The following is a 22,252-nucleotide window of genomic DNA, read 5'->3' as shown; positions in this document are numbered from 1 at the left end:
CCGCCGCCCCGGCGGGGGCCGCCGAGGAGACCGCCGTCCTGCCGACGCCGGTCCCGGCCGCCGAGCCGCCGCAGGCCGCACGGTCCCGGCGCGGTCGGCATCAGCAGCAACAACAGCAACAGCAGCCGCCGAAGCCCACCGGCTCCCCCTTCGCGATCCGCCCCGGCCGTCCGGGCGACCGGCCGCCGCCCTCCGAGTTCGACGGGCTGTTCCGGGCCGAGGGCGGCGCCGCGGGCGCCGGTGCCGGGGCCGATTCCCCCGGCGAGACGCAGCAGCTGCCGCAGTTCACCGCCCCGGCCCCGGCGGACAGCGGCGGCGGGCACGGTGGCCGAGGCGCCCGCGCCGGCAGCCGTCGCCGGATGTCGCCCGCCGTGCTCATCGGCATCGTGATCGCGGGCTGCGGGATCGCCGGGCTCGCCGCCGGAGCCGCGCTCAGCGCGGGCGGTGACGACGAGAAGAAGGACGACAACACGACGCTGGGCAGCTCGGAGCCGAGCGCCACCGAGGACGAGCCGTCCAAGACGGCCGATCCCGCGGAGCCGCAGGCGAAGGCGCTGGACGCGCTGCTCAAGGACAGCAACAACAGCCGCTCGGCGGTGATCAACGCCGTGAACAACATCAAGTCCTGCAAGGCCCTGCCCAAGGCCGCCTCGGACCTGCGGACGGCCGCCCGACAGCGCAACGACCTGGTGACCCGGCTGGGCAAGCTGACCGTCGACAAGCTGCCGAACCAGGCCCAGCTGACCGCGTCGCTGACCAAGGCGTGGAAGTCCTCCGCGCAGGCCGACAACCAGTACGCGGCGTGGGCCGATCAGGCCCGCGGCAAGAAGGGCTGTTCCAAGGGCCAGGCCCGCCGGACCGGGCGGGTCGGGGCCGCCGAGCGGGCCAGCGGCGAGGCGACCGCGGCCAAGCGGAAGGCCGCCGAGCTGTGGAACCCGCTCGCCGGGAAGTACGGCCTCACCAAACACGAGGCCACCCAGCTGTGAGCCGTTGAGCCGACAGGACGACGGGTTCAGGGACCCTGGACCCGTCGACGCCGCCGGAATCAGGCGGTCGGGGTGAATCGGGCCGCTCAGTCCCGGGGGCCGTACCGCTCCAGCGTCTTCGCCACGTCGACGAACCCCTTGCGCACCGCGACCAGCCGCCCGTCGCGCACCACCTGGTAGGTGACGTCGGCGTTCACGATCCGCGGGTAGTCCGGCACGTTCAGCGGGTCGTTGTAGCCCCAGCGCAGCGGGGGTGTCAGCCCGCCGGTGTCGACCTTGTGGCCGTGGTCCAGCGCGTTGCGCACGGTGCGCGCGCTGATGCCGTCCGGCTTCAGGGACATCAGCACGGAGCGCAGCGCGGTGTAGGCGATCCAGGTCGTCTGGGTTCCGGCGTCGTCGGGGTCGATGCGGTTGTCGTCGAAGGCGTACTTGTTGATCACCTTCTTCATGGGACCCCAGCGCGGATCGTCCGGGGCCGGGTACCAGCCCGTGGCGTACGTCCCCTCCAGCGGGCTGCTGCTGCCGCCCGTGCTGTCGATCAGGGACTGCCGGACGCTGCCCATGATGGAGGCGATCCGGACCTTCGGGTGATCCTCCTGGACGCGCCGGAAGGAGTCGAAGAAGGTGCCCGTGCGGTTGCCGAGCGCGGCGGTGACGCAGGAGCTGTCCATCTCCGCGCCCGCGGTGGCGGAGCCCAGGGAGCTGTCGGCGCCGACGTCCTTCAGGGCGGTGCTGGCCTGCGAGCTGTAGTCGCCCGCGCCCTCGGGGGCGCGGATGTCGTGGGCGGGCCGGCGGCCCGCGGCCTTGAGGCCGGCGTCGAGGAGTTCGGGGAGTTCGTCGCCCGCGATGGTGTCGGGGCGTACCAGCGAGACGCGTTCGCAGCGGGAGCCGAGCTGGCGGCCGTTGCCCGCGAGCAGCGCGGCCTGGCCGCCGTTGACCGGGTAGGAGTACGGGCTGTTGAACTCCTCCTGGGTCAGCCCGTAGCCGCCGAGGTACGGGATGCCCGCGACCTCCAGCGGGGAGGTGAAGGAGCGGCCGTGCTGGCTGTACGAGCCGACGACCGCGACGGCCTTCGCTTTGCCCGCCTCCTGCGCGCAGCGCGCGGCCTGGACCGAGTCGTTGCGCTCGTTGCAGGTGATCACCTTGAGCTTGCGGCCGTGGATGCCGCCGCTGGCGTTGACCCAGCGGGCGTACGCCTGCGCCATGGCGGGCATTCCCGGCATATTGGTCGCCTTGGTGCCCTCGGGGGCCCATGTCATCACGACGATGGGCTTGTCGTTGTCGGACCCCTTCGCCATCCCTGGCAGCGAGCCGCAGCCGGTCAGCGAGGAGGCGCCGGCAGCGGTGCACAGTACGGTGACGGCGGCTGCTCGGAGGGGGCGGGGGGAGGGGCGTCGCCGTCGGGTCATGGTATGGGAGCCTGGTGCTCCGGACGGAACACTTCCGCTCTGTCGGGGAACGCACAGGTATCGGGAAGGTGAACACCCGGGGGTCGATGCGTCCCCGTGTGTGAAGAACGTACGATCGATCACTGTGCAAGGTTCGGAGAAGTCTTCCCGTCGCGGCCATCGCTCGACCACCATGGGCGGTATGCCTGTCAACGACATGCCGTGGTGGCGCTGGCGTACCAACGTGCGCTCGGGGCTGCACATGCTCTCTGACCCGGTCTTCCAGCAGGAGTGCTGGCTGGCGGGGCAATCCGGATACGGCGACGTCACCGACGCGGTCTACCGGCTGGTCGAGGACACCTGGCTGGACAACTGGTCCGCCGAGAAGTACGTCGGAACGATCTTCCGCGACTCCCAGGAGGCGGCGCTCGTCGACGTCGCCGTGCTGCGGGTCCTGAGGATCCTGCACCAGGTCGGCGCGGACGCCCCGGTCTCGGCGTACCTCGAACACCACGGCTGGCCGGAGGCGGTGCGGGCGGCCCGCGACGCCCATGTGCGGCTGGCCACCAACGACGGCGAGGATCCGGACGCCCCGCCGCGCACCCTGGAGGTACTGTCGATCATGACGCGGGTCGCCTAGTCGCCTAGGGGGCAAGACGCCCCCTGGCGGCGACGGTCCTGAGTGGTGTCGCGGGTGTGCGACGCTATGGAGTCATGAGCGAGTCGCATTCTGTTCCCGACCAGTACATCCTCACGCTGTCCTGCCCGGACAAGCAGGGCATCGTGCACGCCGTGTCGAGTTTCCTCTTCATGACCGGCTGCAACATCGAGGACAGCCAGCAGTTCGGGGACCGCGACACGGGGCTCTTCTTCATGCGGGTGCACTTCCGCGCCGTCTCCCCGGTGAAGGTGGAGGACCTGCGGGCGAGCTTCGCGGCGGTCGGGGAGTCCTTCGGGATGGACTGGCAGATCCACCGGGCGGACCAGAAGATGCGCGTCGTGCTGATGGTCAGCAAGTTCGGGCACTGCCTGAACGACCTGCTGTTCCGCTCCCGGATCGGCGCACTCCCGGTGGAGATCGCGGCGGTGGTCTCCAACCACACCGACTTCCAGGAGCTGGTGGGCTCGTACGGGATCCCGTTCCGGCACATCCCGGTGACGAAGGACACCAAGGCGCAGGCAGAGGCGGAGCTGCTGGAGCTGGTGCGGGCGGAGAACGTCGAGCTGGTGGTGCTGGCCCGTTACATGCAGGTGCTCTCGGACGACCTGTGCAAGCAGCTGTCCGGCCGGATCATCAACATCCACCACTCCTTCCTCCCGAGCTTCAAGGGAGCCAAGCCGTACCACCAGGCCCATGCGCGCGGGGTGAAGCTGATCGGTGCGACGGCGCACTACGTGACGGCCGACCTGGACGAGGGCCCGATCATCGAGCAGGAGGTCGAGCGCGTCGGCCACGAGCTGACCCCGGACCAGCTGGTGGCGGTCGGTCGCGACGTGGAGTGCCAGGCGCTGGCCCGCGCGGTGAAGTGGCACAGCGAGCGCCGCGTGCTGCTGAACGGCCACCGGACGGTCGTCTTCGGCTGATCGAGCCGGATACGGCTGATTACAGCCGCGACAGCGAGGCCGTCGCGAACAGCACGTCGCGGATCGCCTCCACGTCCCCGAGCTGCCCCACCGCCGCCTCCTGCGGCGGCACATGCCCGGCGGCCAGCTGGTAGAACGTCTCCGGGTCGAGCGCGATGTGGGCCACCGCCTCCTCCGCGGTGCCCACGGCGGCCGGCGAGTCCAGCGGGATGTACCAGTTGCCGCCGCCGGTGCCCTCGACCTCCAGATGGAGCGTACGGCCCGGGGCGCCCGCCTCGACCAGACGGCGCGGCGGTGCGGCGAGCCCGGCGCGGCGCCGCTGGGCCAGCGCGTCGGGCAGCAGCCGGGCGCACAGGTCGATCATGGCCTTGAGGTGGGCGGAGCCGGGGAGTTCATACGGATAGTCGACGGCCTCGGCGATGTCCCCGGCGTGCACCCAGCACTCGAAGGCACGGTCCAGGAACGCGTCGCGGACCGGCAGGGTGAAGTCCCCGAACGGAACGGAGAGATCCGAGGCCCCGCGCCCGGCGAACGACACCGTACGGACCAGCGCGTGCCCCTGCTCCCGCCACAACTCCCGCAGCAGGGTGGACGGCCCGGTCCCGCCCGCGGCGTCGGGCTCCGCGTGCCAGTACGCCTCCGTACGGGCCGCGAGCGAGCCGGGGGCGTGGTCGCCGAGCGGATCGGGCAGCCCGAGGGACGCGGCGACGACGCCGTCCACCACCATCAGGTGCCCGATCACCCCGGCGACGGTGGTGTCCCGGCCGGTGAGCCGTCGGCCGTCGTACCACTTGAGCCGCACCGGAGCGCGCCACTCGGCCTCGCCCATGTCCCGCAGCAGCGCGTCCAGCCGGGCGGCCTCCGCGTCGTACGCGGCGGCCCAGCCGGGCACCGGTATCCGCGCGGGGCGGCGGCCGAGGCACCCGGCCAGCACCCGGGAGCGGAGCAGCGGGTCGAGGTCGAGGTTGTGCTCGGCGTGCAGCAGCCCCACGGCCTCGCGCAGCCGCAGGGCTTCCTCGGCGCAGGAGGTGCAGTGGTTGAGGTGGGCCTCGACGGCGGCCGTCTCGTCGGGGGAGCAGGCGGTGAGCGCCCAGGCGCCGAGGAGCGACCGCAGGACGTCGTGGGAGGGCGGTCGGTGTGTGGCGGATGTCTCTGATGTGTCGGTTTGCCGGGGCAACGGAGGCGCCTCGGCGGGACTTTCCGGGCTATTCGGCCCTTCAGGGCTTTCCGCCTCTTCCGGGCTTTCCTGGCCTTCCGGTTCCTCCGGGGACTCCGGTTCGGGCAGCAGTGGCAGGAGGCCCGGCCAGCCGCTGGTGTCCTCGGCGGCGTTGCGCGGGGTCGGGATGCGGGGCGGCCCGGCCGGTTCGGGGGGAGTGCCCGACGGGTTGCCGGGCCCGTCTCTGCCGTCGCCGGAGCCCTCGCCGTACTCGGGGATGTCGCCGGGGTCGTATCGCTCCGGGCCGCCCGCGCCGCTCACAGCGCCCGCCCGTAACCGGGAGGCGCCATGGTGCGCGGCGGTGGGACGTAGGCCGTGGACAGCAGTTGGAGCCCGAGCCGCAGGCGGCGCCTGGCCTCGTCCTCGGTCACGCCGAGGGCGGCGGCGGCCTGGCGGTAGTCGCGGCGGTCGAAGTAGGCCAGCTCCAGAGCGGCGCGCAGCGGGGCGGGCATGGACGTGACGATGTAGTCGGCGCGGGCCGCGACGGAGGCGTCGCGGATGCGCTCCTCGGCGGCGACGTCATCGCCGCCCTCGCCGCCCTCGCCGTCCTCGGCGGTCTGCGACCGGAGCCGGTGCACCGCCTGGCGGTGGGCGAGCGTGGCGATCCAGGAGCGCAGGGAGCCCTGTTTGGGGTCGTACGCGTCCGGGTTCTCCCAGACGTAGGCGTACACCTCGCGCGTGATGCGGTCCGCCGCGTCCTCGTCCTCCAGGACGCGATGGGCGAGATGGTGGACGAGGGAGGCGAAGCGGTCGTACAGCTCGCCGAGCGCGGCGGCTTCGCCGCGCGCCAGCCGCTGTTGCATCCTGCGGTCCCAGCGGGGCGGTGCGTCGTTCGCCATGCGGCCCCCATCCCTGTTCGTCGGCCGGGTCTCCTGGCACTATGCCCACCTTCATATCGAATGTAGTGCCGGGGGCTGACACAACGCGCCTCCATGCGGCAAAGTGCGGCACAACGCGGCTGCGGATGGTATTGGGCCGGTCACGGTGCGCAGGAGCGGTGGGACGAAACGCTTCGGCGGGGCATAGGCTCGTTCCTATGCCGTGAGACAGGGGGAGTTTTATGCGGTGCCGGGCGGGCAGCCGCTCTGGAACAGCAAATTCCGGTTAGCTGCGAGCGAAGGGCTTCGAGCGCGTGACGTTGAAGGTGATGGAGGACGGACGGGGGGAGTGGGTCGTCCTACAGGTTTCCGGCGAGATGGACCTCGTGACCTCGCCCGCGGTCCGGCAGCACGTGCACGACGCGGTCGCCGAGGGCCGCCACTCACTGGTGCTCGACCTCTCCGAGGTTCGCTTCTGCGATTCCAGCGGCGTCGGCGTCCTGATCGCCGCGCGCCGCCTGATGCGGTCGTGCTCGGGCAAGCTCAGACTGATCCTTCCGCCCCAGGACGCCGCCCACGGCTCCCATGTGCACCGCGTCCTCGCGGCCCTGGGCGTCCGCCGCCTGTTCGACGTCTATCCCAACCTGATGGTGGCGACGGAACCGGACGACGGCGAGCGGAACACCGCCGACTCCCTCTCGGCGTAGCCGCGGCCCGGCTGGAGAGCTACGGCCGCGGCGGCACCTTCGGAAAATCCGCCAGCACCACGAAGCCCCCCTCGTCCGTCGGCTCCGCCCGCAGCGTGCCGCCCAGCAGCACCGCCCGTTCCCGCAGCCCCACCAGCCCGTGGCCGCCGCCCGGCAGACCCGGCGCCACGGCTGAGGCGTCCGGCGGGCCGTTCCGGACCTCCACCCGCAGCCCCCGCCCTTCGGCGGCCGCCTCCGTGACCCGTACCGTCACCCGCGCCCCCGGTGCGTGCTTGCGCACATTGGTCAACGCCTCCTGCACGATGCGGAACGCGGCCCGCTCCACCGCCTCCGGCCGACCGGCACGCCGTGCGTCGTCGGCCTCCTCGTACGCCACGTCCAGCGCGCTCAGCTCGATCAGCCGCGGCAGGTCCGCCAGCCGGGGCTGCGGGGTGAGCTGTTCGAGGTCGCCGCCCGCCGCGCGCAGGATGCCGACCATGTGGCGCAGTTCGTCCAGCGTCCGTACGGACAGCTCGCGGATCGTCCGCGCCCCCTCCCGCGCCTGCGCGTCGTCCGCGCTGATCTGCACCGCCCCGGCCTGGAGGCTGATCAGGCTGACCTGGTGGGCGACGACGTCGTGCATCTCGCGGGCGAGCCGGGCACGTTCGGTGCTCAGCACCTGCTCGGCGATCAGTTCGTCGGCGCGGCGGCGGCTGCGGGTCAGGTCGTCGAGGCGGGCGGCGAGTTCGCCCCGGGTGCGCACCAGCAGGCCCAGGGCGATGGGGCCGACGGAGGTGATGCACGCGTCGATGAGCGTGAGCGTGTTCTCCCGGTACGCGGTCGGCTCGAAGTCGGAAACCGGCCACGGCACGAAGTGCGCGGCGGCCAGCAGCAGCGCCGAGACGCCGAGCAGCCGTGGGCCGGGGCGGCGTTCGGCCACGGTGTAGAGCGCGATCATCGGCGCGAACCAGATGTAGCCGATGAGGATGCCGGGCAGGGTGACCAGGAAGACCGGCGCCGGGAAGCGGCGGCGCAGCAGCAGGGCGGCCGCCGCGGCCAGGGAGACGTTCAGCTCCAGGCCGAGGGTGACGCCGTTGACGAGCAGCGCGTCGGCCACGGCGAACACGACGGGGACCAGCAGCGGCCCCCACCGCTGCGCCCACCCCGGCAGCCTCCGCCGCCAGGACGCGGGCGCCGTGGGCGGGGCGGGCGACGCGGGCGAGGCCGCGGTCACCGGGGTCCGCCCGCCCCCGGGCGGCTGGTGATCAGCCCGGCCCGGTCGGCGACGATGGCGGCCTGTACCCGGTTGAGCCCGCCCAGTTTGCCGAGCACCGCCCGCACATGGTCCTTGACGGTGCTGGGCGCGAGCCCCATCCGTTCGGCGATCTGCGGGTTGGCCAGCCCCTCGCCCAGCAGCGCGAGCACTTCGCGTTCGCGCGGGGTGAGGGCGTCGACGGCGCTGGCGGCGGTCGCCTCGGCCTCGGCGGCGAGATAGCCGCCGATGACGGCCCCGGTGACGCCCGGGTCGAGGACGCTGCCGCCCTGGGCGAGGGTGCGTACGGCGCGGACGAGTTGTTCCGGGTCGGTGTCCTTGAGGAGGAATCCGGCCGCCCCGGCGCGCAGCGCGGCGGTCAGGTACTCCTGGGCGTCGAAGGTGGTCAGCATGGCGACGGTGGGGGAGCGGGGCGCGGCCCGCAACTGCCCGAGTACGGTGAGCCCGTCGGCGTCGGGCATGCGGATGTCGAGGAGCACCACGTCGGCCTCGCTGCCGAGCACGGTCTCGACCGCCGTTCCGCCGGAGCAGTCGGCGACCACTTCGATGTCCGGGGCCGTGCCCAGGATCAGCCGCAGGCCGGATCGTACGAGCGCCTCGTCGTCGACCACCGCAACACGGATCACCGGCCGCTCCCTCCCGTAGCTGTCATGCGCATTGTTCGCACAGCCTGCCGCATCGGCGCACCAATATGGAGTGGTCTCCTCCGCCCTGTTGGGGGGATCACCCCTCCGATCGGCGGGGGGCGAGGGAAGACCAGGGACGGATGTCCACCGCGTCCGCGGCCGGGCACAGTGGATCACATGCCGCACCACTCCGCGGGGTACACCCGACCCCTCGCCCCCTCAGCGCGTCATACGGCCTCTCGGCGCGCCGTGACCGCCGTGGCCGAAACCGGCCGCGGTGCGGGGCTCGAAGCGGGGCGTTACGGCGTCGGGCAGGCCGCCGCGACCCCCACACGCGGCGGCCTGTTCACCCCTTGATCCGCCCGCCGTGCCGTGCCGACCGGCCCTCGCTGGGGGAGGACCGGCCCGTCGGGGCCTGACCAACCCCGAGCGGCCCCGGCCCGGCGGGCGCACCAACGTGCCAACGCATCGGTGCGCGTCAGTGTGCGCCTTCGATGGGCGGTTCGGCCGGGGCCGGGCCCAGCGTGGTGGTGCCCGGCGCGGCCCGGTGGCCGAGGCCCGTGCGGTACGCGTCCATCGCGGCCTCCAACCGCCCCTCGCGCCGCAGCAGATCGCCCAGCAACCGGCACAGGTCGGCCAGGTCGCCCGCGGCGCCGGTGCGTTCCAGAAGCGACAGGGCCGCGCAGTAGTGCTCCTCCGCCCCCTCCGCGTCGCCGCGCTCGTCGGCTATCAGCCCGAGCAGCCGGTGGGCGCCGCCCGCGTGCACCGCGCCGCGCTCCGCGGTGAGTTCGACCGTCTCCTGGGAGGCCCCGTGATCGCCGTCGGATCTCGTCAGCAGGGGCCGCAGCAGCGCCTCCGCTTCGGCGGTGCGGCAGCGCCGTCGCAGCACGTCCGCCAGTTCCACTTCCACCTGCATGGTGAACAGCGTGGCCCGCTTGGACGCCAGCATGTCGCGGGCGATGCGCAGTTCGCTCTCCGCGCGCTCCAGGTCGCCGTCCTGCGCGTGGACGTAGCCGCGCATCCAGTGGCAGTGCGCCAGGTCGGTGCGCAGCCGCAGCTGTTCGTACAGCTCCTGCGCCTTGGCCAGCGACGCGTCGGCCTCCGCGGTGCGGCCCTCCGCTATCAGGGTGCGGGCCACCCCGCGGTGCATCTGGGCGACCAGTTCCGGGTTGTCCACGCTGGGCGCCAGCGCGAGCGAGAGTTCGGCGGCGCGCACCGCACGGGCGTGCGCCCCCATGTCCATGTACGGGGCGATGGAGGCGGTGTAGAGCAGTAGCAGGGCGTTCGGGTCGTGCAGCCCGGAGGCGTTCAGCTCGTCGATGGCGCTCTCCAGCAGATAGCAGGAGTAGCGCAGTTCGCCCGCGAGCAGATGGGCCACGGCGCGGCCGCGGATCGCCGGGACGCGGCGCGGCAGCGGTTCGTCCGCGAGCAGCTTCTCGGCGGCCTCGAAGTGGTCGCGGGCGGTGGTCAGTTCGCCGGTCTCCATGGCGCAGTCGCCGAGCCCCAGCAGGGCCGCGGCCCGCTCGTCGGGGAAGCCGAGCCGGTCGGCCTCGGTGCTCAGCGCCGCGAAGCGGGCGGCCGCGTCCTCGGTGTCGCCGGTGGCCAGCGTCCGCCGGGCGTCGGTGAGTCCGGCGCGCAGCCGGGTGGCGTCCTGCGGGGAACGGCCGGTGGCCAGCTCCTCGTACGTGACGCCGAGGCGGTCGGCGAGGTGGCGCAGGGCGACCTCGGAGGGGCGGACCTTCCCGGATTCCAGCGTCGAGACGTACGCCGCGGTGTACGCCGGTTCGGCCAGCTGCCGCTGGGTGAATCCGCGTTCCGTGCGCAGCCTGAGTACCCGGCGCCCGATCTCCGCCGTACCTTCCGCCCCCGCCGCCCGACCGTCTCCGGCGCTCTTTTCGGCCACCGTGCCCTCTTCTCCCCGGCGGTAACTTAAGCGCCGGGCTAAGTCCATTTACGTGAGGATTGACAAGATGCAGCAGGCGATGGATACAGCACCGGAAGGGCCGGGCGCCACGGCGACCGTCCGTCAGCCGGGACTGCTCCTCACCGACCACCATTTCGACGTACCGCTCGACCATAAGGCTCCTGAAGGGATGCGGATCCGGCTTTACGGCCGAGAGGTTGTCGCCGCGGACGTCTCGGAAGCCGAGCGCGAGCGGATGCCGTGGCTGCTCTACCTCCAGGGCGGGCCCGGTTTCGGCGCCGACCGCCCGGTGGGCCGCTCCGGCTGGCTCGACCGCGCGCTCGATGAATACCGGGTGCTGCTCCTCGACCAGCGCGGAACCGGCCGCTCCACGCCCGCCACCCGCCAGACCCTGCCGCTGCGCGGCACCCCCGAGCAGCAGGCCGACTACCTGGCCCACTTCCGTGCCGACTCGATCGTCCGCGACTGCGAGCTGATCCGGCCCCGGCTGACCGGCGGCCGCCCCTGGACCGTCCTCGGCCAGAGCTTCGGCGGCTTCTGCGCCGTCACCTACCTGTCGTACGCGCCCGAAGGGCTCGACACGGTGCTCATCACCGGCGGGCTGCCCGGACTCGGCATCGGCGCGGACGAGGTGTACCGGGCCGCCTATCCGCGGATGGAACGCAAGACCCTCGCCCACTACGACCGTTACCCCGGCGACGCGGACACCGTCCGCCGCGTCGTCCGCCATCTCGCCGCGCACGACGAGGTGCTGCCGGAGGGCACCCGGCTGACCCCGGAGGCGTTCCAGCAGCTCGGCATCCTGCTCGGCACCGGCGACGGATCGCACCGCCTCCACCACCTCCTGGAAAACCCCTTCGTGGAGACCGCCTCCGGACCGCGCCTCGCCGACGCGTTCGCCGAGCAGGTCGCCGCCGTGCTCTCCCGCGCCGGAAGCCCCCTGTACGCCCTGCTCCACGAGTCCATCTACGCCCAGGACGGCCGCCCCACCGCCTGGTCCGCGCACCGCGTACGGGACGCGTTCCCGCGCTTCGACGCCGTACGGTCGGCCGCCGAGGACCGCCCCGTCCTGCTGACCGGAGAGACCGTCCACCCCTGGATGCTGGACACCCACGCCGCGCTGCGCCCGCTGCGCCGCACCGCCGAACTGCTCGCCGAACGCACCGGCTGGGGCCCGCTGTACGCCCCGGAGCGGCTCGCCCGCAACACCGTCCCCGTGGCCGCCGCGATCTACCACGACGACCTGTACGTGGACACCGCGCACGCGCTGGCCACCGCCCGTGCGATCCGGGGGCTGCGGACCTGGGTGACGGACGAGTTCGAGCACGACGGGGTACGGGCGGGCGGCCGCCGGGTCATGGACCGGCTGCTGGCGCTCGCCCGGGACGCAGCGGTGTGACGACGTGACGAAGCGGCGTGACGGGGTGACGAAGCGTCACCTCGGCGTGGGCGGTGAGCCCGGATATAGGGCCCGATGGTCGATTTCTTTAGCGATTTCCCTAGTTCCCGTTGCCTGGGACTTCCTTTGGCCTTAGGTTGAGCCGCGAATTAATCGTGTTTAACAGGCCGCTTACGCAGCACACGTCGGGAGCCCCCGTGCGCAGAGGGATATGGCGACGCCGTCACAGACCCTTACGCTCCGCTGTCGTCGCCGGAGGTGTGGCGCTGACGGCGGTGGTCGCCGCGGCCATGAGCGCCGCCGCGTCCGCCGCGTCCGCCACGCCTTCGGCGTCTGCTGCCGCTCCTTCGGCGTCCGCTCCTTCGGCGTCCGCCCCTCCGGCGTCCGCCGTTTCCGGGCGGGCCGAGCGCACCCATGAGGTGGAGTACTTCACCGGCCCCGGCGGGCACCCCCGGCACACCGAGGTCCCGGCCGACACCCCCGCCCGGCTCACCCGCGGCGACCGCGCGCTCTCCGCCGCCGAAACGGCCGCCGACGGCGACGTCGGCTCCGTCATCGAGAACGGCCCGACGGCCGACAAGGTCGACGTCGTCTTCGTCGGCGACGGCTACACCGCCGCCCAGCAGGACGACTTCCACGCCGACGTGCGCTCCAAATGGGCGCAGATCTCCGCCGTCGAGCCGTACGCCGCCTACCGGAACCTCTTCAACGTCTGGTCCGTGGACGCCGTCTCCAACCAGGCCGGCGTCTCCGGCGATCCGTCCAAGGGCGTCGTCAAGGACACCGCCCTCGACTCCTACTTCTGGTGCGACGGCACCGAGCGGCTGCTGTGCGTCGACACCGGCAAGGTCGCGTCGTACGCCGCGAAGGCGCCGGAGGCCGACCTGGTGGTCGTGCTGTCCAACTCCGCCAAGTACGGCGGCGCGGGCTACACGGTCAGCTCCGGCGCCGGCTACGACGGCATCGCCACCGCCTCCTCCGACCACCCCGACTCCGACCAGGTCGCCGTCCACGAGACCGGCCACTCGGTCGGCGGTCTCGCCGACGAGTACGTGTACGCAGCGAACGGCACCTACACCGGCGCCGAACCCGGCGAGCCCAACGCCACCAAGCTGACCGCCGCCCAGCTCACCGCGGAGAAGCGGAAGTGGTACCGCTGGATCGGCCAGACCTCACCGGACGGCGGCACGGTCGGCGCGTACGAGGGCAGCCGCTACTACCCCAAGGGCCTCAACCGCCCCACCGAGAACTCGATCATGCGCACGCTCGGCCGTGAGTACAGCCTCCCCGGGCGCGAGGCGATGATCGCGGGCTTCTACCGTCACGCCAGCGTGCTCAGCAGCCGCACTCGCACCGGCGCATCGGTCGCCCGGGCGGCGAACCTCAAGGTGAGCGTGTCGAAGGCCGCCTCGCTGCGGTGGTACGTGGACGGGGCCGAAGTCACCGCGGCCCGCGGCAAGAAGACCGTCACCCCGGCGTCGCTCGGCGTCCCGTCCGACGGCAGGCCCCACACCGTCACGGCCAAGGCCGCGGACACCACCCGCGCGGTGAAGGATCCCGCGCTGCGCAAGCTGCTGACCGCCTCCCGCACCTGGAAGGTCCCCGGCGCCAGCTGAAACGCCTCCTCAGCCGCCGCCCCCTAGAACCGCCGCCCCGTGGACCCCCGCCGCGGGGCGGCTTCATGTGGTCCGTCGGTCGATGCGGGGCGGCCGCGGTCCGCCCCTGTAACATCGGCACGCTCCACGATCCCCGATCGGCCCCCCTCCGCTCAATCGCCCCCAAGGGCGAGCGCGCACGCTCGCGTTCCCCCGGCGCGCGGCTCATCCCACAAGGCGCCGGAGGCGCCTACCGGGCGGAAGGGCCGCCGAGGCCGTGAGGCAAGATGAGCCCATGGGTAACTCCGGGGGAATCACCGGCCTGCTGGCCGGGCGTTATCGGCTGGTCTCGCGGCTCGGCCGCGGCGGCATGGGCACGGTCTGGCGGGCCGTCGACGAATTGCTGGGCCGCGATGTCGCGGTCAAGGAACTCCACGTGGACGAGGGCTCCGGGCCCGACAACCGGCTACGGGGCGAACGCGCGCTGCGCGAGGCCCGTACGGTCGCGCAGATCAAGCACCCCAACGTGATCGTCCTGCACGACGTCGTGGAGCAGGACGGCCATCCGTGGATCGTCATGGAACTGGTCGACGGCGCCTCGCTCGCCGACCGGCTGGGCGCGCAGGGCCCGCTCGCCCCGCACGAGGCGGGCCGGGTGGCGGCGGCGCTGCTGGACGCGCTGCGGGTGGCGCATGCGCGCGGGGTGCTGCACCGGGACATCAAACCGGCGAACGTGCTGGTCGAGGCGGGCACCGAGCGGGTCGTGCTGACGGACTTCGGGATCGCGCAGGTCGACGGGGCGACGACGCTCACCGAGACCGGTGCGTTCGTGGGCTCGCCGGAGTACACGGCGCCGGAGCGGATGTCGGGCCGCCGTACCGGGCCCGAGTCGGATCTGTGGTCGCTCGGCGTGCTGCTGTGCACGCTGGTCAGCGGCGCGTCGCCGTTCCACCGGGACTCCGTGGCGGGGGTGCTGCACGCCGTCGTCTACGAGGACATCCACATACCCGAGGCCGCCGGTCCGCTGCGGCCGCTCATCGAGGGGCTGTTGCGGCGCGATACGGAGACGCGGCTGACCGCCGACGAGGCGACGCGGACGCTGCGCACGTACCTGGGCTCGGGGGACACCTCGGGGTTCCGCGTGGAGCGCACCCCGACGCAGTCGAACACGTCGCTCGCGCCCCCGGCGGGCACCCAGGGTCCCCAGGGCACCCCGGTCGCCCCGACCGTCCCCGACAAGCGTTCCCCCAAGCGCCGTACGGTGCTGATGGCGGTCGCCGCGGTCGTGGCCCTCGCCGGGCTGGGCGCGGGCACGATGGCGCTGATGGACGGCGGCGGCAAGGGCGCGACGGCCGGGGACGGCGGCGCGTCGCAGGTCGCGGAGAAGGACCCCGGCAAGGACACGAACGCGGAACCAGCCGCGCGGGAAACGGACCGCACGGCCTCCCCGAAGGCGTCCCAGGAACCGAAGGCGTCCACCGGCCCGAAGGCGTCCACCGGCCCCAAGGCGTCCACGTCCCCCGAGCCGGGCGCGAGCCCGTCGGGCGGGGTGCCCGAGGGGTACGAGCTGGTCCATGACCCGGCCGGGTTCTCGCTCGCCGTGCCGGAGGGCTTCGCCCGCCAGGACAAGTCGCCCCGGGTCTACTACAACTCGCCCGGCCTGGAGTTCCGCATCGGCATCCACCCCCAGGAGCCGGACCCGCGGGGCCCGCTGGCGGTGAGCCGGGAGGCGGACGCCCAGGGGCCGAGTGACTACCCGGGCTACCGCAACGGGCAGGTCATCGAGACCACGCAGAACGGGCGCCCGGCGGCGCTGTGGGCGTTCGTCTGGGACGGTTCGGCCGATGACGGCGGCTCGCGGCAGACCTTCGATCTGAGCTGGAACGAGGGCGGCAAGATGTACGACCTGTGGCTTTCTGTCCCGGTGGAGAAGAAGGTCGAGGGGAAACGTTACTTCGATACGGCCGTCGCCACGTTCACCCGGACCGGCGCCTAGGACCCCCTAGCGCTGACCCCGGTCGCAACGGCTTTGTCACGAGCCGTCTCCGCAGCCCATCGGCGGGTGGCGGTGTTCACTCCCGACCGGGTAATGATTTGCGCATGACGAACGACGGGGGACGGGCGAACGAGCCCAGCAGCTACGATCTGCGGCCGCCGCAGCAGCAGGCGGCGCCACAGGCACCGCCGCAGCAGGCGCCGCAGCAGGCGGTGCCGCCCGCGCCGCCGCGACAGGCGGCGGGGCCCGGTGCGTACGAGCCCACGCAGGCTTCCGGGCAGCGCCCCGCTGCCGCACCGTACGACCCGCGCGATCCGCGCCCGGCTCACAGCGCGCACCACAGCCCCGACTCGGGGCGGCTCATCGGCGGCCGCTACCGGCTCCTCGGGCGCCTCGGCCACGGCGGCATGGGCACCGTCTGGAGGGCGCACGACCAGATCGTGGACCGCGAGGTCGCGGTCAAGGAGCCGCGCGTGCCCGACCATCTGCCGGACCGCGAGCGGCAGACCGTCTATCAGCGGATGGAGCGCGAGGCGCGCGCCGCCGCCCGGATCGACCACCCCTCCGTCGTCACCGTCCACGACGTGGTGGTCGAGGAGGGCCGCCCCTGGATCGTCATGGAGCTGGTGCGCGGCGATTCTCTGGCCGACCGGCTGGCGGAGGGCACGCTCGACCCGCGCGAGGCGGCCCGGATCGGGCTCGCCGTGCTGGGCGCGCTGTCGGCCGCGCACGCGGCGGGTGTGCTGCACCGTGACGTCAAGCCGGACAACGTGCTGCTCGGCCGGGGCGACCGGGTGGTCCTCACCGACTTCGGCATCGCGCAGGTCGAGGGCGAACAGGGGCTGACGGAGACCGGCGGCTTCGTCGGCTCGCCCGAATTCATCTCGCCCGAGCGGGTGCTGGGGCAGCGGCCGGGTCCGGCGTCGGACCTGTGGTCGCTGGGCGTCGTGCTGTACGCGGCGGTCGAGGGCATGTCCCCGTTCCGCCGTTCGCACACCCCCGCGACCCTCCAGGCCGTGCTGTCGGCCGAACCGCAGCGGCCCGCGCGGGGCCCGGACGCGCTCGGCTCCATCACCATGCGGCTGCTGCTCAAGGACCCGGCCATGCGCCCGTCGGCGGCCGAGACGCGGGAGGCGCTGGAGTCGGTCGTACGGCCGGTGCAGCAGCCGCTTCCGACGGTGCTCACGGCGGGCGGATACGGCGGCGGCCCGGCGGCGCAGGGCGGTGCGGTCCAGGGCGGTGCGGCGCAGGGTGGCAGCCGTTTCGTACCGCCGATCCTGCACAAGAACCGCACGGCGCAGTTCGGTCTGGGCGCCGCCCTCGGGGTGATCGCGTCCGTGTTCGTGCTGGTCTTCGCCCAGCCCTTCGCGAGCGAGAGCCCCCTGCCGACCGGCTGGACGGTCCGCGAGGAGCGCGATGTGGTGGCCGCCTCGCTGGCGGTGCCGAGCGCGTACAAGCGGGTGCAGGACGACAGCGACGAGAACGCGCCGAGCGTCACCTTCGGCGACCCCAGCGGCGTCTACACCATCACCCTCACCAAGCTGGTCTCCGACCCGGAGCGGAAGATCACGGACGCCGCGGGCGTGGCCGGGGAGACCGTCGCGTACTACAAGAGCGGCGCCCTCTCGACGATGGACGAGGCGAGCAGCGGCAAGGCGAAGGCGACGCGGCAGCAGGGCCAACCGGCGAAGGACCTGAACACCACCTTCTACGAGCCCGGCACCAGCAGCGACGAGAACCGCATCCTCTATCTGAACCGCGATCACATCTACGTCAGCGACGATCACGTCGCCTGGCAGCTGACCGTGACGATGCCCGCCAGGGGCGACGCCCGGGCGACCGGGGACGAGCTGTACGAGGACGTCGTGAAGAACCTGAAGATCGAGGGCATCTGAACGTCGCCCACAAATAGTTACCGCCGGGTACCCAAATCCCCCGGCCGGGCCCTACGCTCGCCCCCATGACCGACTCGCAGGACAGCGCACAGGACCAGGCAATACCGTCGCCCGCCGACGGAAACCCGGTCGCCGCCCGGGGCACCCGGACCGCCGCCGACGTCGTCACCCCCGAGCTGGTCGCCCGGCTCGCCCGGGGCATCGTGGGCAGCGGCAGCACCGTCAACCACACCCCGTTCACCGGGGAGGTCCTGGCCTCCGGGCTGCCCGAGTCCACCCCCGAGGACGTCGCCACCGCCTTCGAGCAGGCCCGCGCGGCCCAGCGCGCCTGGGCCGCCACCCCGGTGCGCACCCGTGCCGCCGTCTTCCTGCGCTTCCACGACCTGCTGCTGCGCCGCCAGTCGGAGGTCCTGGACCTCATCCAGTTGGAGACCGGCAAGACCCGGCTGCACGCCCACGAGGAGATCCAGGGCGTCGTCCTGGCCGCCCGCCACTACGGCCGCAAGGCGCACAGCTATCTGCGCCCCACGTCGCACGTGGGCGTCGTCCCCACGCTCACCAAGGTCACCGAGCTGCGCCAGCCGCGCGGCGTCGTCGGCCAGATCGTGCCGTGGAACTACCCGCTGGAGCTGTCGGTCGGGGACGCGATACCCGCCTTCGTCGCGGGCAACGCGGTCGTCATGAAGCCGGACACCGAGACCGTGCTGACCGCCCTGTGGGCGCGCGAGTTGATGCTGGAAGCCGGAATGCCTCCCGGGGTGTGGCAGATCGTGGCCGGGGACGGCCCCGTGGTCGGCCCGGCCGTGGTCGAGCACGCCGACTACGTCTCGTTCACCGGCTCCACCCGCACCGGCCGCGGCGTGGCCCAGGCCGCCGCCGCCCGCCTGGTGGGCTGCTCGCTCGAACTCGGCGGCAAGAACGCCATGCTGGTGCTGCGCGACGCCGACCTCGACCGGGCGGCCGAGGGCGCGGTCCGCGCGTGCTTCGCCTCCGCGGGACAGCTGTGCATCTCCATCGAGCGGCTGTACGTCCACGAGTCGGTGGCTGACGGATTCATCGAGCGGTTCGCGGCCCGTACGAAGGCCATGCGGCTCGGCTCGGCCCTCGCCTACGGCGCCGAGATGGGCTCCCTCGTCTCCGAACGCCAGCTGGAAACCGTCACCCGCCATGTGGAAGAGGCCGTCGCCAAGGGCGCCACGGTCGTCGCGGGCGGCCGCCCCCGCCCGGACATCGGCCCGTACTTCTACGAGCCGACGATCCTGGACGGCGTGGAGGCGCCGATGGCGGTGTGCACCGAGGAGACCTTCGGCCCGGTCGTGTCGATCTACCGCTTCTCCGACGAGGACGAGGCGGTCGGGCGCGCCAACGCCACCGCGTACGGCCTGAACGCCAGCGTCTGGTCCCAGGACGGCCGGCGCGCCCGCGCGGTCGCCGCCCGGCTGCGCGCGGGAACCGTCAACGTCAACGAGGCGTACGCCGCCGCGTACGGCAGCGTCGCGTCCCCGATGGGCGGCATGGGCGACTCCGGCCTCGGCCGCCGCCACGGCTCGGAGGGCATCCTCAAGTACACCGAGGCGCAGACGGTCGCCCAGCAGCGGCTGATGCCGCTCGGCCCGTCCTTCGGCCTGACGGACGAGAAGTACGCGGACTTCATGAGCCGCAGCCTGCGCGCGATGAAGGCACTGCGGCTGCGCTGACCGGTACGCATCGAACGGGAGGTACCCGGTGTCAGGGGACAAGCACGCCGATGACACTCAGGACGACGTGTACGACTACGACGTCATCGTCGTCGGGTCGGGGTTCGGAGGAGCCGTCTCGGCCCTCCGGCTGACCGAGAAGGGCTACCGGGTCGGCGTCCTGGAGGCGGGCCGCCGCTTCACGCCCGAGACCCTGCCCAAGAACTCCTGGGACCTCCGCAACTACCTCTGGGCCCCGGCCCTCGGCCTCTTCGGCATCCAGCGCATCCATCTCCTCGGCAAGGTGATGGTGCTGGCGGGCGCCGGGGTCGGGGGCGGTTCGCTCAACTACGCCAACACGCTGTACGTACCGCCCGAGCCGTTCTTCCGGGACCCGCAGTGGGGCGGCATCACCGACTGGCAGGAGGAGCTGAAGCCGCACTACGACCAGGCGCGGCGGATGCTCGGCGCCCGCCTCAACCGGACGATGACCCCCTCCGACGTCCATCTCAAGGCGGCCGCCGAGAAGATGGGCGTGGGCGACACGTTCCACATGGCGCCCGTCGGCGTCTTCTTCGGGGACGGCGAGGACTCCGACGGGTCGGCGAAGGCCGCGCCGGGGGAGACGGTCCCGGATCCGTACTTCGGCGGCGCGGGCCCGGCCCGCCGGGCGTGCACCCAGTGCGGGGAGTGCATGACCGGCTGCCGCCGCGGTGCCAAGAACACCCTCAACGAGAACTACCTCCACCTCGCCGAGCGGGCCGGTGCCGTCATCCACCCCATGACGACCGTGGTCGCCCTGTGCGACGCCCCGGACGGCGGCTACCACGTCACCGCCGTCCCGACCGCGAACCGCCGCAAGGGCAAGCCGAAGACGCTGCGCGCGCGGTACGTCGTCCTCGCCGCCGGTACGTACGGCACCCAGACTCTGCTGCACACCATGCGCGACCGGGGCCTCCTGCCGCGGCTGTCGGACCGGCTCGGGATGCTCACCCGCACCAACTCCGAGGCCCTGGTCGGCGCCCAGACCACCGACCGCCGCTACCGCGCCCGGCGCGGGGAGCGGCCCGACTTCAGCCGTGGCGTCGCGATCACCTCGTCCGTCCACCCGGACGAGAACACCCACATCGAGCCCGTCCGCTACGGCAAGGGCTCCAACGCGATGGGCATGATGTCCGTCCTCCAGATCCCGGAGGGCCGCGGCCCGCGCTGGCTGCGCTTCCTCGCGGCCAACCTCCGCCATCCGACGCTCGCCGCGCGGTCCCTGTCCAACCGGCGCTGGTCCGAGCGCACCATCATCGGCCTGGTCATGCAGACCCACGACAATTCGCTGACCACGTACCGCAAGGCGAAGGGCCTGGGCAAGGGGCTGCTCACCGCCCGCCAGGGCCACGGCACGCCCAACCCGGACCACATCCCCGAGGGCGCGGCGGCGGCCCGCCACCTCGCCGAGTCGATCAACGGCTTCCCGGGCAGCAACGTCGGCGAGCTGATGGGCACCCCGCTGACCGCCCACTTCCTGGGCGGCTGCCCGATCGGCGCGTCGGCGGAGGAGGGCGTGATCGACCCGTACCACCGGCTGTACGGACACCCGGGGATCTGCGTGGTGGACGGCGCCGCCGTCTCGGCCAACCTGGGCGTGAACCCGTCCCTGACCATCACGGCGCAGGCGGAACGGGCGATGTCCCTGTGGCCCAACAAAAACGAGCAGGACCCCCGCCCGGCCCCAGGTGAGCCGTACGCGAGGGTGTCCCCGGTAGCCCCGAAGACCCCAACAGTCCCCAAAACGGCATTCGCAGCCCTACACGTTGTGGGCAATCGTTCCCCCGGGGGCACCTCCCAGCGGTAGCTGGGGGCGGAACGGGTGGGCACAACCCACCCACCGGCCCGCACCCGACAACGAAACCCTCCGGGGCAACGCCCGGGGCCACCCCGCTCCGGGGTGACCCCACGGCACGGCGTACAGGTCACGCCGAAACGCGACGCTTCCGCACAACGAACACGGCCCCGCCACCGACAGCCATGGCCACCCCACCGATGAGCCCGATCATCGGCAGCGCGGACGACGACCCGGTGTTCGCCAGCGCCCCGGACACTGGCAGCTCACTCAGCTCGGCGCCCCCCTTCGGCGCAGGCCGGTTGCCCTTGTCCCCCGGCTTGCCCTTGGCGTCGTCGATCGGCCCCGGCTTGCTGCCCGCGACCAGGACGTCGAATTCGTACTCCATGGCCTCGGAGTAGCCGCAGACGTCGTCCTCGTTGTGGTACGCGCCGATCGCGAAGCCGAAGCCGTAGCTGCCGGGGGTCTTGGCGTCGACCTTCAGCCGCAGCTTGGCGTCGGCGTACTCGCCGGGCTTCAGCTCGCCGATCGAGCCGAAGTAGCCCGCCTCGTCGCTGATCGACTTCCAGCTGCCGCTGTCCTCGTCGTACGACTGCACGGTGAGGAGCTTGGAGACGTCCTCCAGCTCGTCCTTGCTGATGGCGTACATCTTCACGTACGCGTCCACCGACTTCATCGCCTTGTCGGAGGTGTTGGTGGTGCGGAAGGTGAACGGCACCCAGCCGGAACCGGCCACGACCTTGCTGGGCAGCCCGCGCAGCTCGGTGGTGACGGCGGCCTCCTCGGACGCCTCCTCGCAGGTCGGGTCGGTCGGGATGTCCGTGGGCGTCGCCGTGGGCTCGGTGGTCGGCTCGTCGGTGGGCTCGTCCGTGGGCTCATCGGTCGGCTCATCGGTGGGCTCGTCCGTCGGCTCGTCCGTCGGCTCGTCGGTCGGCTCGTCCGTCGGCTCGTCGGTGGGCTCACCGGAAGGCCCGCCGGTGGAGCCGTCGGTGGGCTCCGCCGTCGGCTCCTCCGATGGCGGAACCGACTCCTCGTCGCCCGGCGCGGTGACCGTCGGGCTGGGCGACGGGTCGGATTCGGCGAAGGCGGCGGGCGCGGCGAGCAGCGCGGCGGGGGCTATGGCGGCCGTGGCTACGGCGGCCACCAGCGTGCGGCGAATCTTCATGAAGACCTCTTCTGGAAGGCCGTCGCGGTGGGGCGCGGAATGGCCGTGCGTTCGGTTTGCACGTACATGACCATCCATATGGCCGAAAGGTTGCCTTCACGGTTGCTCACAGAATGGTCACAGAATCCGCAGAAGCCTCAGAAGGCATGATCCGGAACAGGCGTAGGGCCCCGGGACGCCGACCGTGG

Annotated in this window: 16 protein-coding genes and 1 pseudogene; 10 read left to right on the top strand and 7 right to left on the bottom strand. The window is 72.6% G+C overall.

Annotated features, from left to right (window positions below):
• Window positions 1-986 (top strand): annotated as a pseudogene (locus EEJ42_RS51540) (hypothetical protein); the annotation flags it as partial.
• Between the two features lie 86 nt (window positions 987-1,072).
• On the opposite strand, the gene EEJ42_RS45755 reads toward EEJ42_RS51540, so the two are convergent.
• Window positions 1,073-2,395: an ABC transporter substrate-binding protein gene (locus tag EEJ42_RS45755; RefSeq protein WP_123108045.1), complete on the bottom strand. Its 1,323-nt coding sequence runs from the start codon at window positions 2,393-2,395 to the stop codon at window positions 1,073-1,075.
• A gap of 118 nt (window positions 2,396-2,513) precedes the next feature.
• Between EEJ42_RS45755 and EEJ42_RS45750 the strand changes: the two genes are divergently transcribed.
• Both EEJ42_RS45750 and purU read left to right on the top strand, forming a co-directional pair.
• Window positions 2,514-3,014, top strand: a complete 501-nt coding sequence (locus tag EEJ42_RS45750; RefSeq protein WP_184503587.1) for an SCO4402 family protein — start codon at window positions 2,514-2,516, stop codon at window positions 3,012-3,014.
• A gap of 74 nt (window positions 3,015-3,088) precedes the next feature.
• Window positions 3,089-3,958, top strand: coding sequence for a formyltetrahydrofolate deformylase (purU, locus tag EEJ42_RS45745; protein ID WP_123108044.1), 870 nt, complete (start codon window positions 3,089-3,091; stop codon window positions 3,956-3,958).
• Between the two features lie 19 nt (window positions 3,959-3,977).
• On the opposite strand, the gene EEJ42_RS45740 is transcribed toward purU, so the two are convergent.
• Window positions 3,978-5,435: a zf-HC2 domain-containing protein gene (locus EEJ42_RS45740; RefSeq protein WP_123108043.1), complete on the bottom strand. Its 1,458-nt coding sequence runs from the start codon at window positions 5,433-5,435 to the stop codon at window positions 3,978-3,980.
• Window positions 5,432-6,013 carry a sigma-70 family RNA polymerase sigma factor gene (locus EEJ42_RS45735; protein WP_123108042.1) on the bottom strand — a complete coding sequence of 194 codons (582 nt, stop codon included), beginning with the start codon at window positions 6,011-6,013 and terminating at the stop codon, window positions 5,432-5,434. Before EEJ42_RS45735 ends, EEJ42_RS45740 begins: the two co-directional genes overlap by 4 nt.
• A gap of 308 nt (window positions 6,014-6,321) precedes the next feature.
• Between EEJ42_RS45735 and EEJ42_RS45730 the strand changes: the two genes are divergently transcribed.
• Window positions 6,322-6,699: an STAS domain-containing protein gene (locus EEJ42_RS45730; RefSeq protein WP_039938647.1), complete on the top strand. Its 378-nt coding sequence runs from the start codon at window positions 6,322-6,324 to the stop codon at window positions 6,697-6,699.
• Window positions 6,700-6,718: 19 nt separating this feature from the next.
• Here EEJ42_RS45730 and EEJ42_RS45725 read toward each other — a convergent pair whose 3' ends face one another.
• The 3 genes from EEJ42_RS45725 to EEJ42_RS45715 all read right to left on the bottom strand — a co-directional run bounded on the left by EEJ42_RS45725 (window position 6,719) and on the right by EEJ42_RS45715 (window position 10,480).
• A complete protein-coding gene (locus tag EEJ42_RS45725; RefSeq protein ID WP_123108041.1) occupies window positions 6,719-7,912 on the bottom strand; it encodes a sensor histidine kinase in 1,194 nt (397 codons plus the stop codon).
• Window positions 7,909-8,577 (bottom strand): response regulator, encoded by a 669-nt coding sequence (locus EEJ42_RS45720; RefSeq protein ID WP_123108040.1) that lies wholly within the window; start codon window positions 8,575-8,577, stop codon window positions 7,909-7,911. The genes EEJ42_RS45725 and EEJ42_RS45720 overlap by 4 nt, the downstream gene beginning before the upstream one ends.
• Window positions 8,578-9,055: 478 nt before the next feature.
• Complete coding sequence (locus EEJ42_RS45715; RefSeq protein ID WP_246097857.1) at window positions 9,056-10,480, bottom strand: tetratricopeptide repeat protein; 1,425 nt, start codon at window positions 10,478-10,480, stop codon at window positions 9,056-9,058.
• A gap of 79 nt (window positions 10,481-10,559) precedes the next feature.
• Here EEJ42_RS45715 and EEJ42_RS45710 point away from each other — a divergent pair, with 79 nt between their 5' ends.
• The 6 genes from EEJ42_RS45710 (at window position 10,560) to EEJ42_RS45685 (ending at window position 20,911) form a co-directional block, all read left to right on the top strand.
• Entirely contained in the window at window positions 10,560-11,900 is a 1,341-nt protein-coding gene (locus EEJ42_RS45710; protein WP_123108046.1) for an alpha/beta fold hydrolase, read from the top strand.
• A 260-nt stretch (window positions 11,901-12,160) separates the two neighbouring features.
• Window positions 12,161-13,516 carry a M64 family metallopeptidase gene (locus EEJ42_RS45705; protein ID WP_425473078.1) on the top strand — a complete coding sequence of 452 codons (1,356 nt, stop codon included), beginning with the start codon at window positions 12,161-12,163 and terminating at the stop codon, window positions 13,514-13,516.
• 274 nt (window positions 13,517-13,790) lie between these two features.
• Entirely contained in the window at window positions 13,791-15,491 is a 1,701-nt protein-coding gene (locus EEJ42_RS45700) for a serine/threonine-protein kinase (protein ID WP_123108037.1), read from the top strand.
• Window positions 15,492-15,595: 104 nt separating this feature from the next.
• Window positions 15,596-17,386, top strand: coding sequence for a serine/threonine-protein kinase (locus tag EEJ42_RS45695; protein WP_123108036.1), 1,791 nt, complete (start codon window positions 15,596-15,598; stop codon window positions 17,384-17,386).
• A 65-nt stretch (window positions 17,387-17,451) separates the two neighbouring features.
• Window positions 17,452-19,083 carry a succinic semialdehyde dehydrogenase gene (locus EEJ42_RS45690; protein WP_123108035.1) on the top strand — a complete coding sequence of 544 codons (1,632 nt, stop codon included), beginning with the start codon at window positions 17,452-17,454 and terminating at the stop codon, window positions 19,081-19,083.
• A gap of 28 nt (window positions 19,084-19,111) precedes the next feature.
• Window positions 19,112-20,911, top strand: a complete 1,800-nt coding sequence (locus tag EEJ42_RS45685; RefSeq protein WP_123108034.1) for a GMC oxidoreductase — start codon at window positions 19,112-19,114, stop codon at window positions 20,909-20,911.
• 118 nt (window positions 20,912-21,029) lie between these two features.
• Here EEJ42_RS45685 and EEJ42_RS54055 read toward each other — a convergent pair whose 3' ends face one another.
• The gene (locus EEJ42_RS54055; protein ID WP_123108033.1) at window positions 21,030-22,064 is read right to left on the bottom strand and encodes a PT domain-containing protein; all 1,035 of its coding nucleotides are present in this window, start codon (window positions 22,062-22,064) and stop codon (window positions 21,030-21,032) included.
• Window positions 22,065-22,252 lie beyond the last annotated feature (188 nt).

It is taken from the genome of Streptomyces botrytidirepellens (assembly GCF_003721215.1).
Taxonomy (GTDB): domain Bacteria; phylum Actinomycetota; class Actinomycetes; order Streptomycetales; family Streptomycetaceae; genus Streptomyces; species Streptomyces himastatinicus.
The sequence above is the reverse complement of the archived record's forward strand: the minus strand, read 5'-3'. Positions and strand labels throughout refer to the sequence as shown.

Excerpts from the sequence above, each read along its gene's own strand:
- EEJ42_RS45755 (WP_123108045.1), bottom strand. The coding sequence starts at position 2,395 with ATGACCCGACGGCGACGCCCCTCCCCCCGCCCCCTCCGAGCAGCCGCC.
- purU (WP_123108044.1), top strand. The coding sequence starts at position 3,089 with ATGAGCGAGTCGCATTCTGTTCCCGACCAGTACATCCTCACGCTGTCC.
- EEJ42_RS45735 (WP_123108042.1), bottom strand. The coding sequence starts at position 6,013 with ATGGCGAACGACGCACCGCCCCGCTGGGACCGCAGGATGCAACAGCGG.
- EEJ42_RS45730 (WP_039938647.1), top strand. The coding sequence starts at position 6,322 with ATGGAGGACGGACGGGGGGAGTGGGTCGTCCTACAGGTTTCCGGCGAG.
- EEJ42_RS45710 (WP_123108046.1), top strand. The coding sequence starts at position 10,560 with ATGGATACAGCACCGGAAGGGCCGGGCGCCACGGCGACCGTCCGTCAG.
- EEJ42_RS45700 (WP_123108037.1), top strand. The coding sequence starts at position 13,791 with ATGGGTAACTCCGGGGGAATCACCGGCCTGCTGGCCGGGCGTTATCGG.
- EEJ42_RS45695 (WP_123108036.1), top strand. The coding sequence starts at position 15,596 with ATGACGAACGACGGGGGACGGGCGAACGAGCCCAGCAGCTACGATCTG.
- EEJ42_RS45690 (WP_123108035.1), top strand. The coding sequence starts at position 17,452 with ATGACCGACTCGCAGGACAGCGCACAGGACCAGGCAATACCGTCGCCC.
- EEJ42_RS54055 (WP_123108033.1), bottom strand. The coding sequence starts at position 22,064 with ATGAAGATTCGCCGCACGCTGGTGGCCGCCGTAGCCACGGCCGCCATA.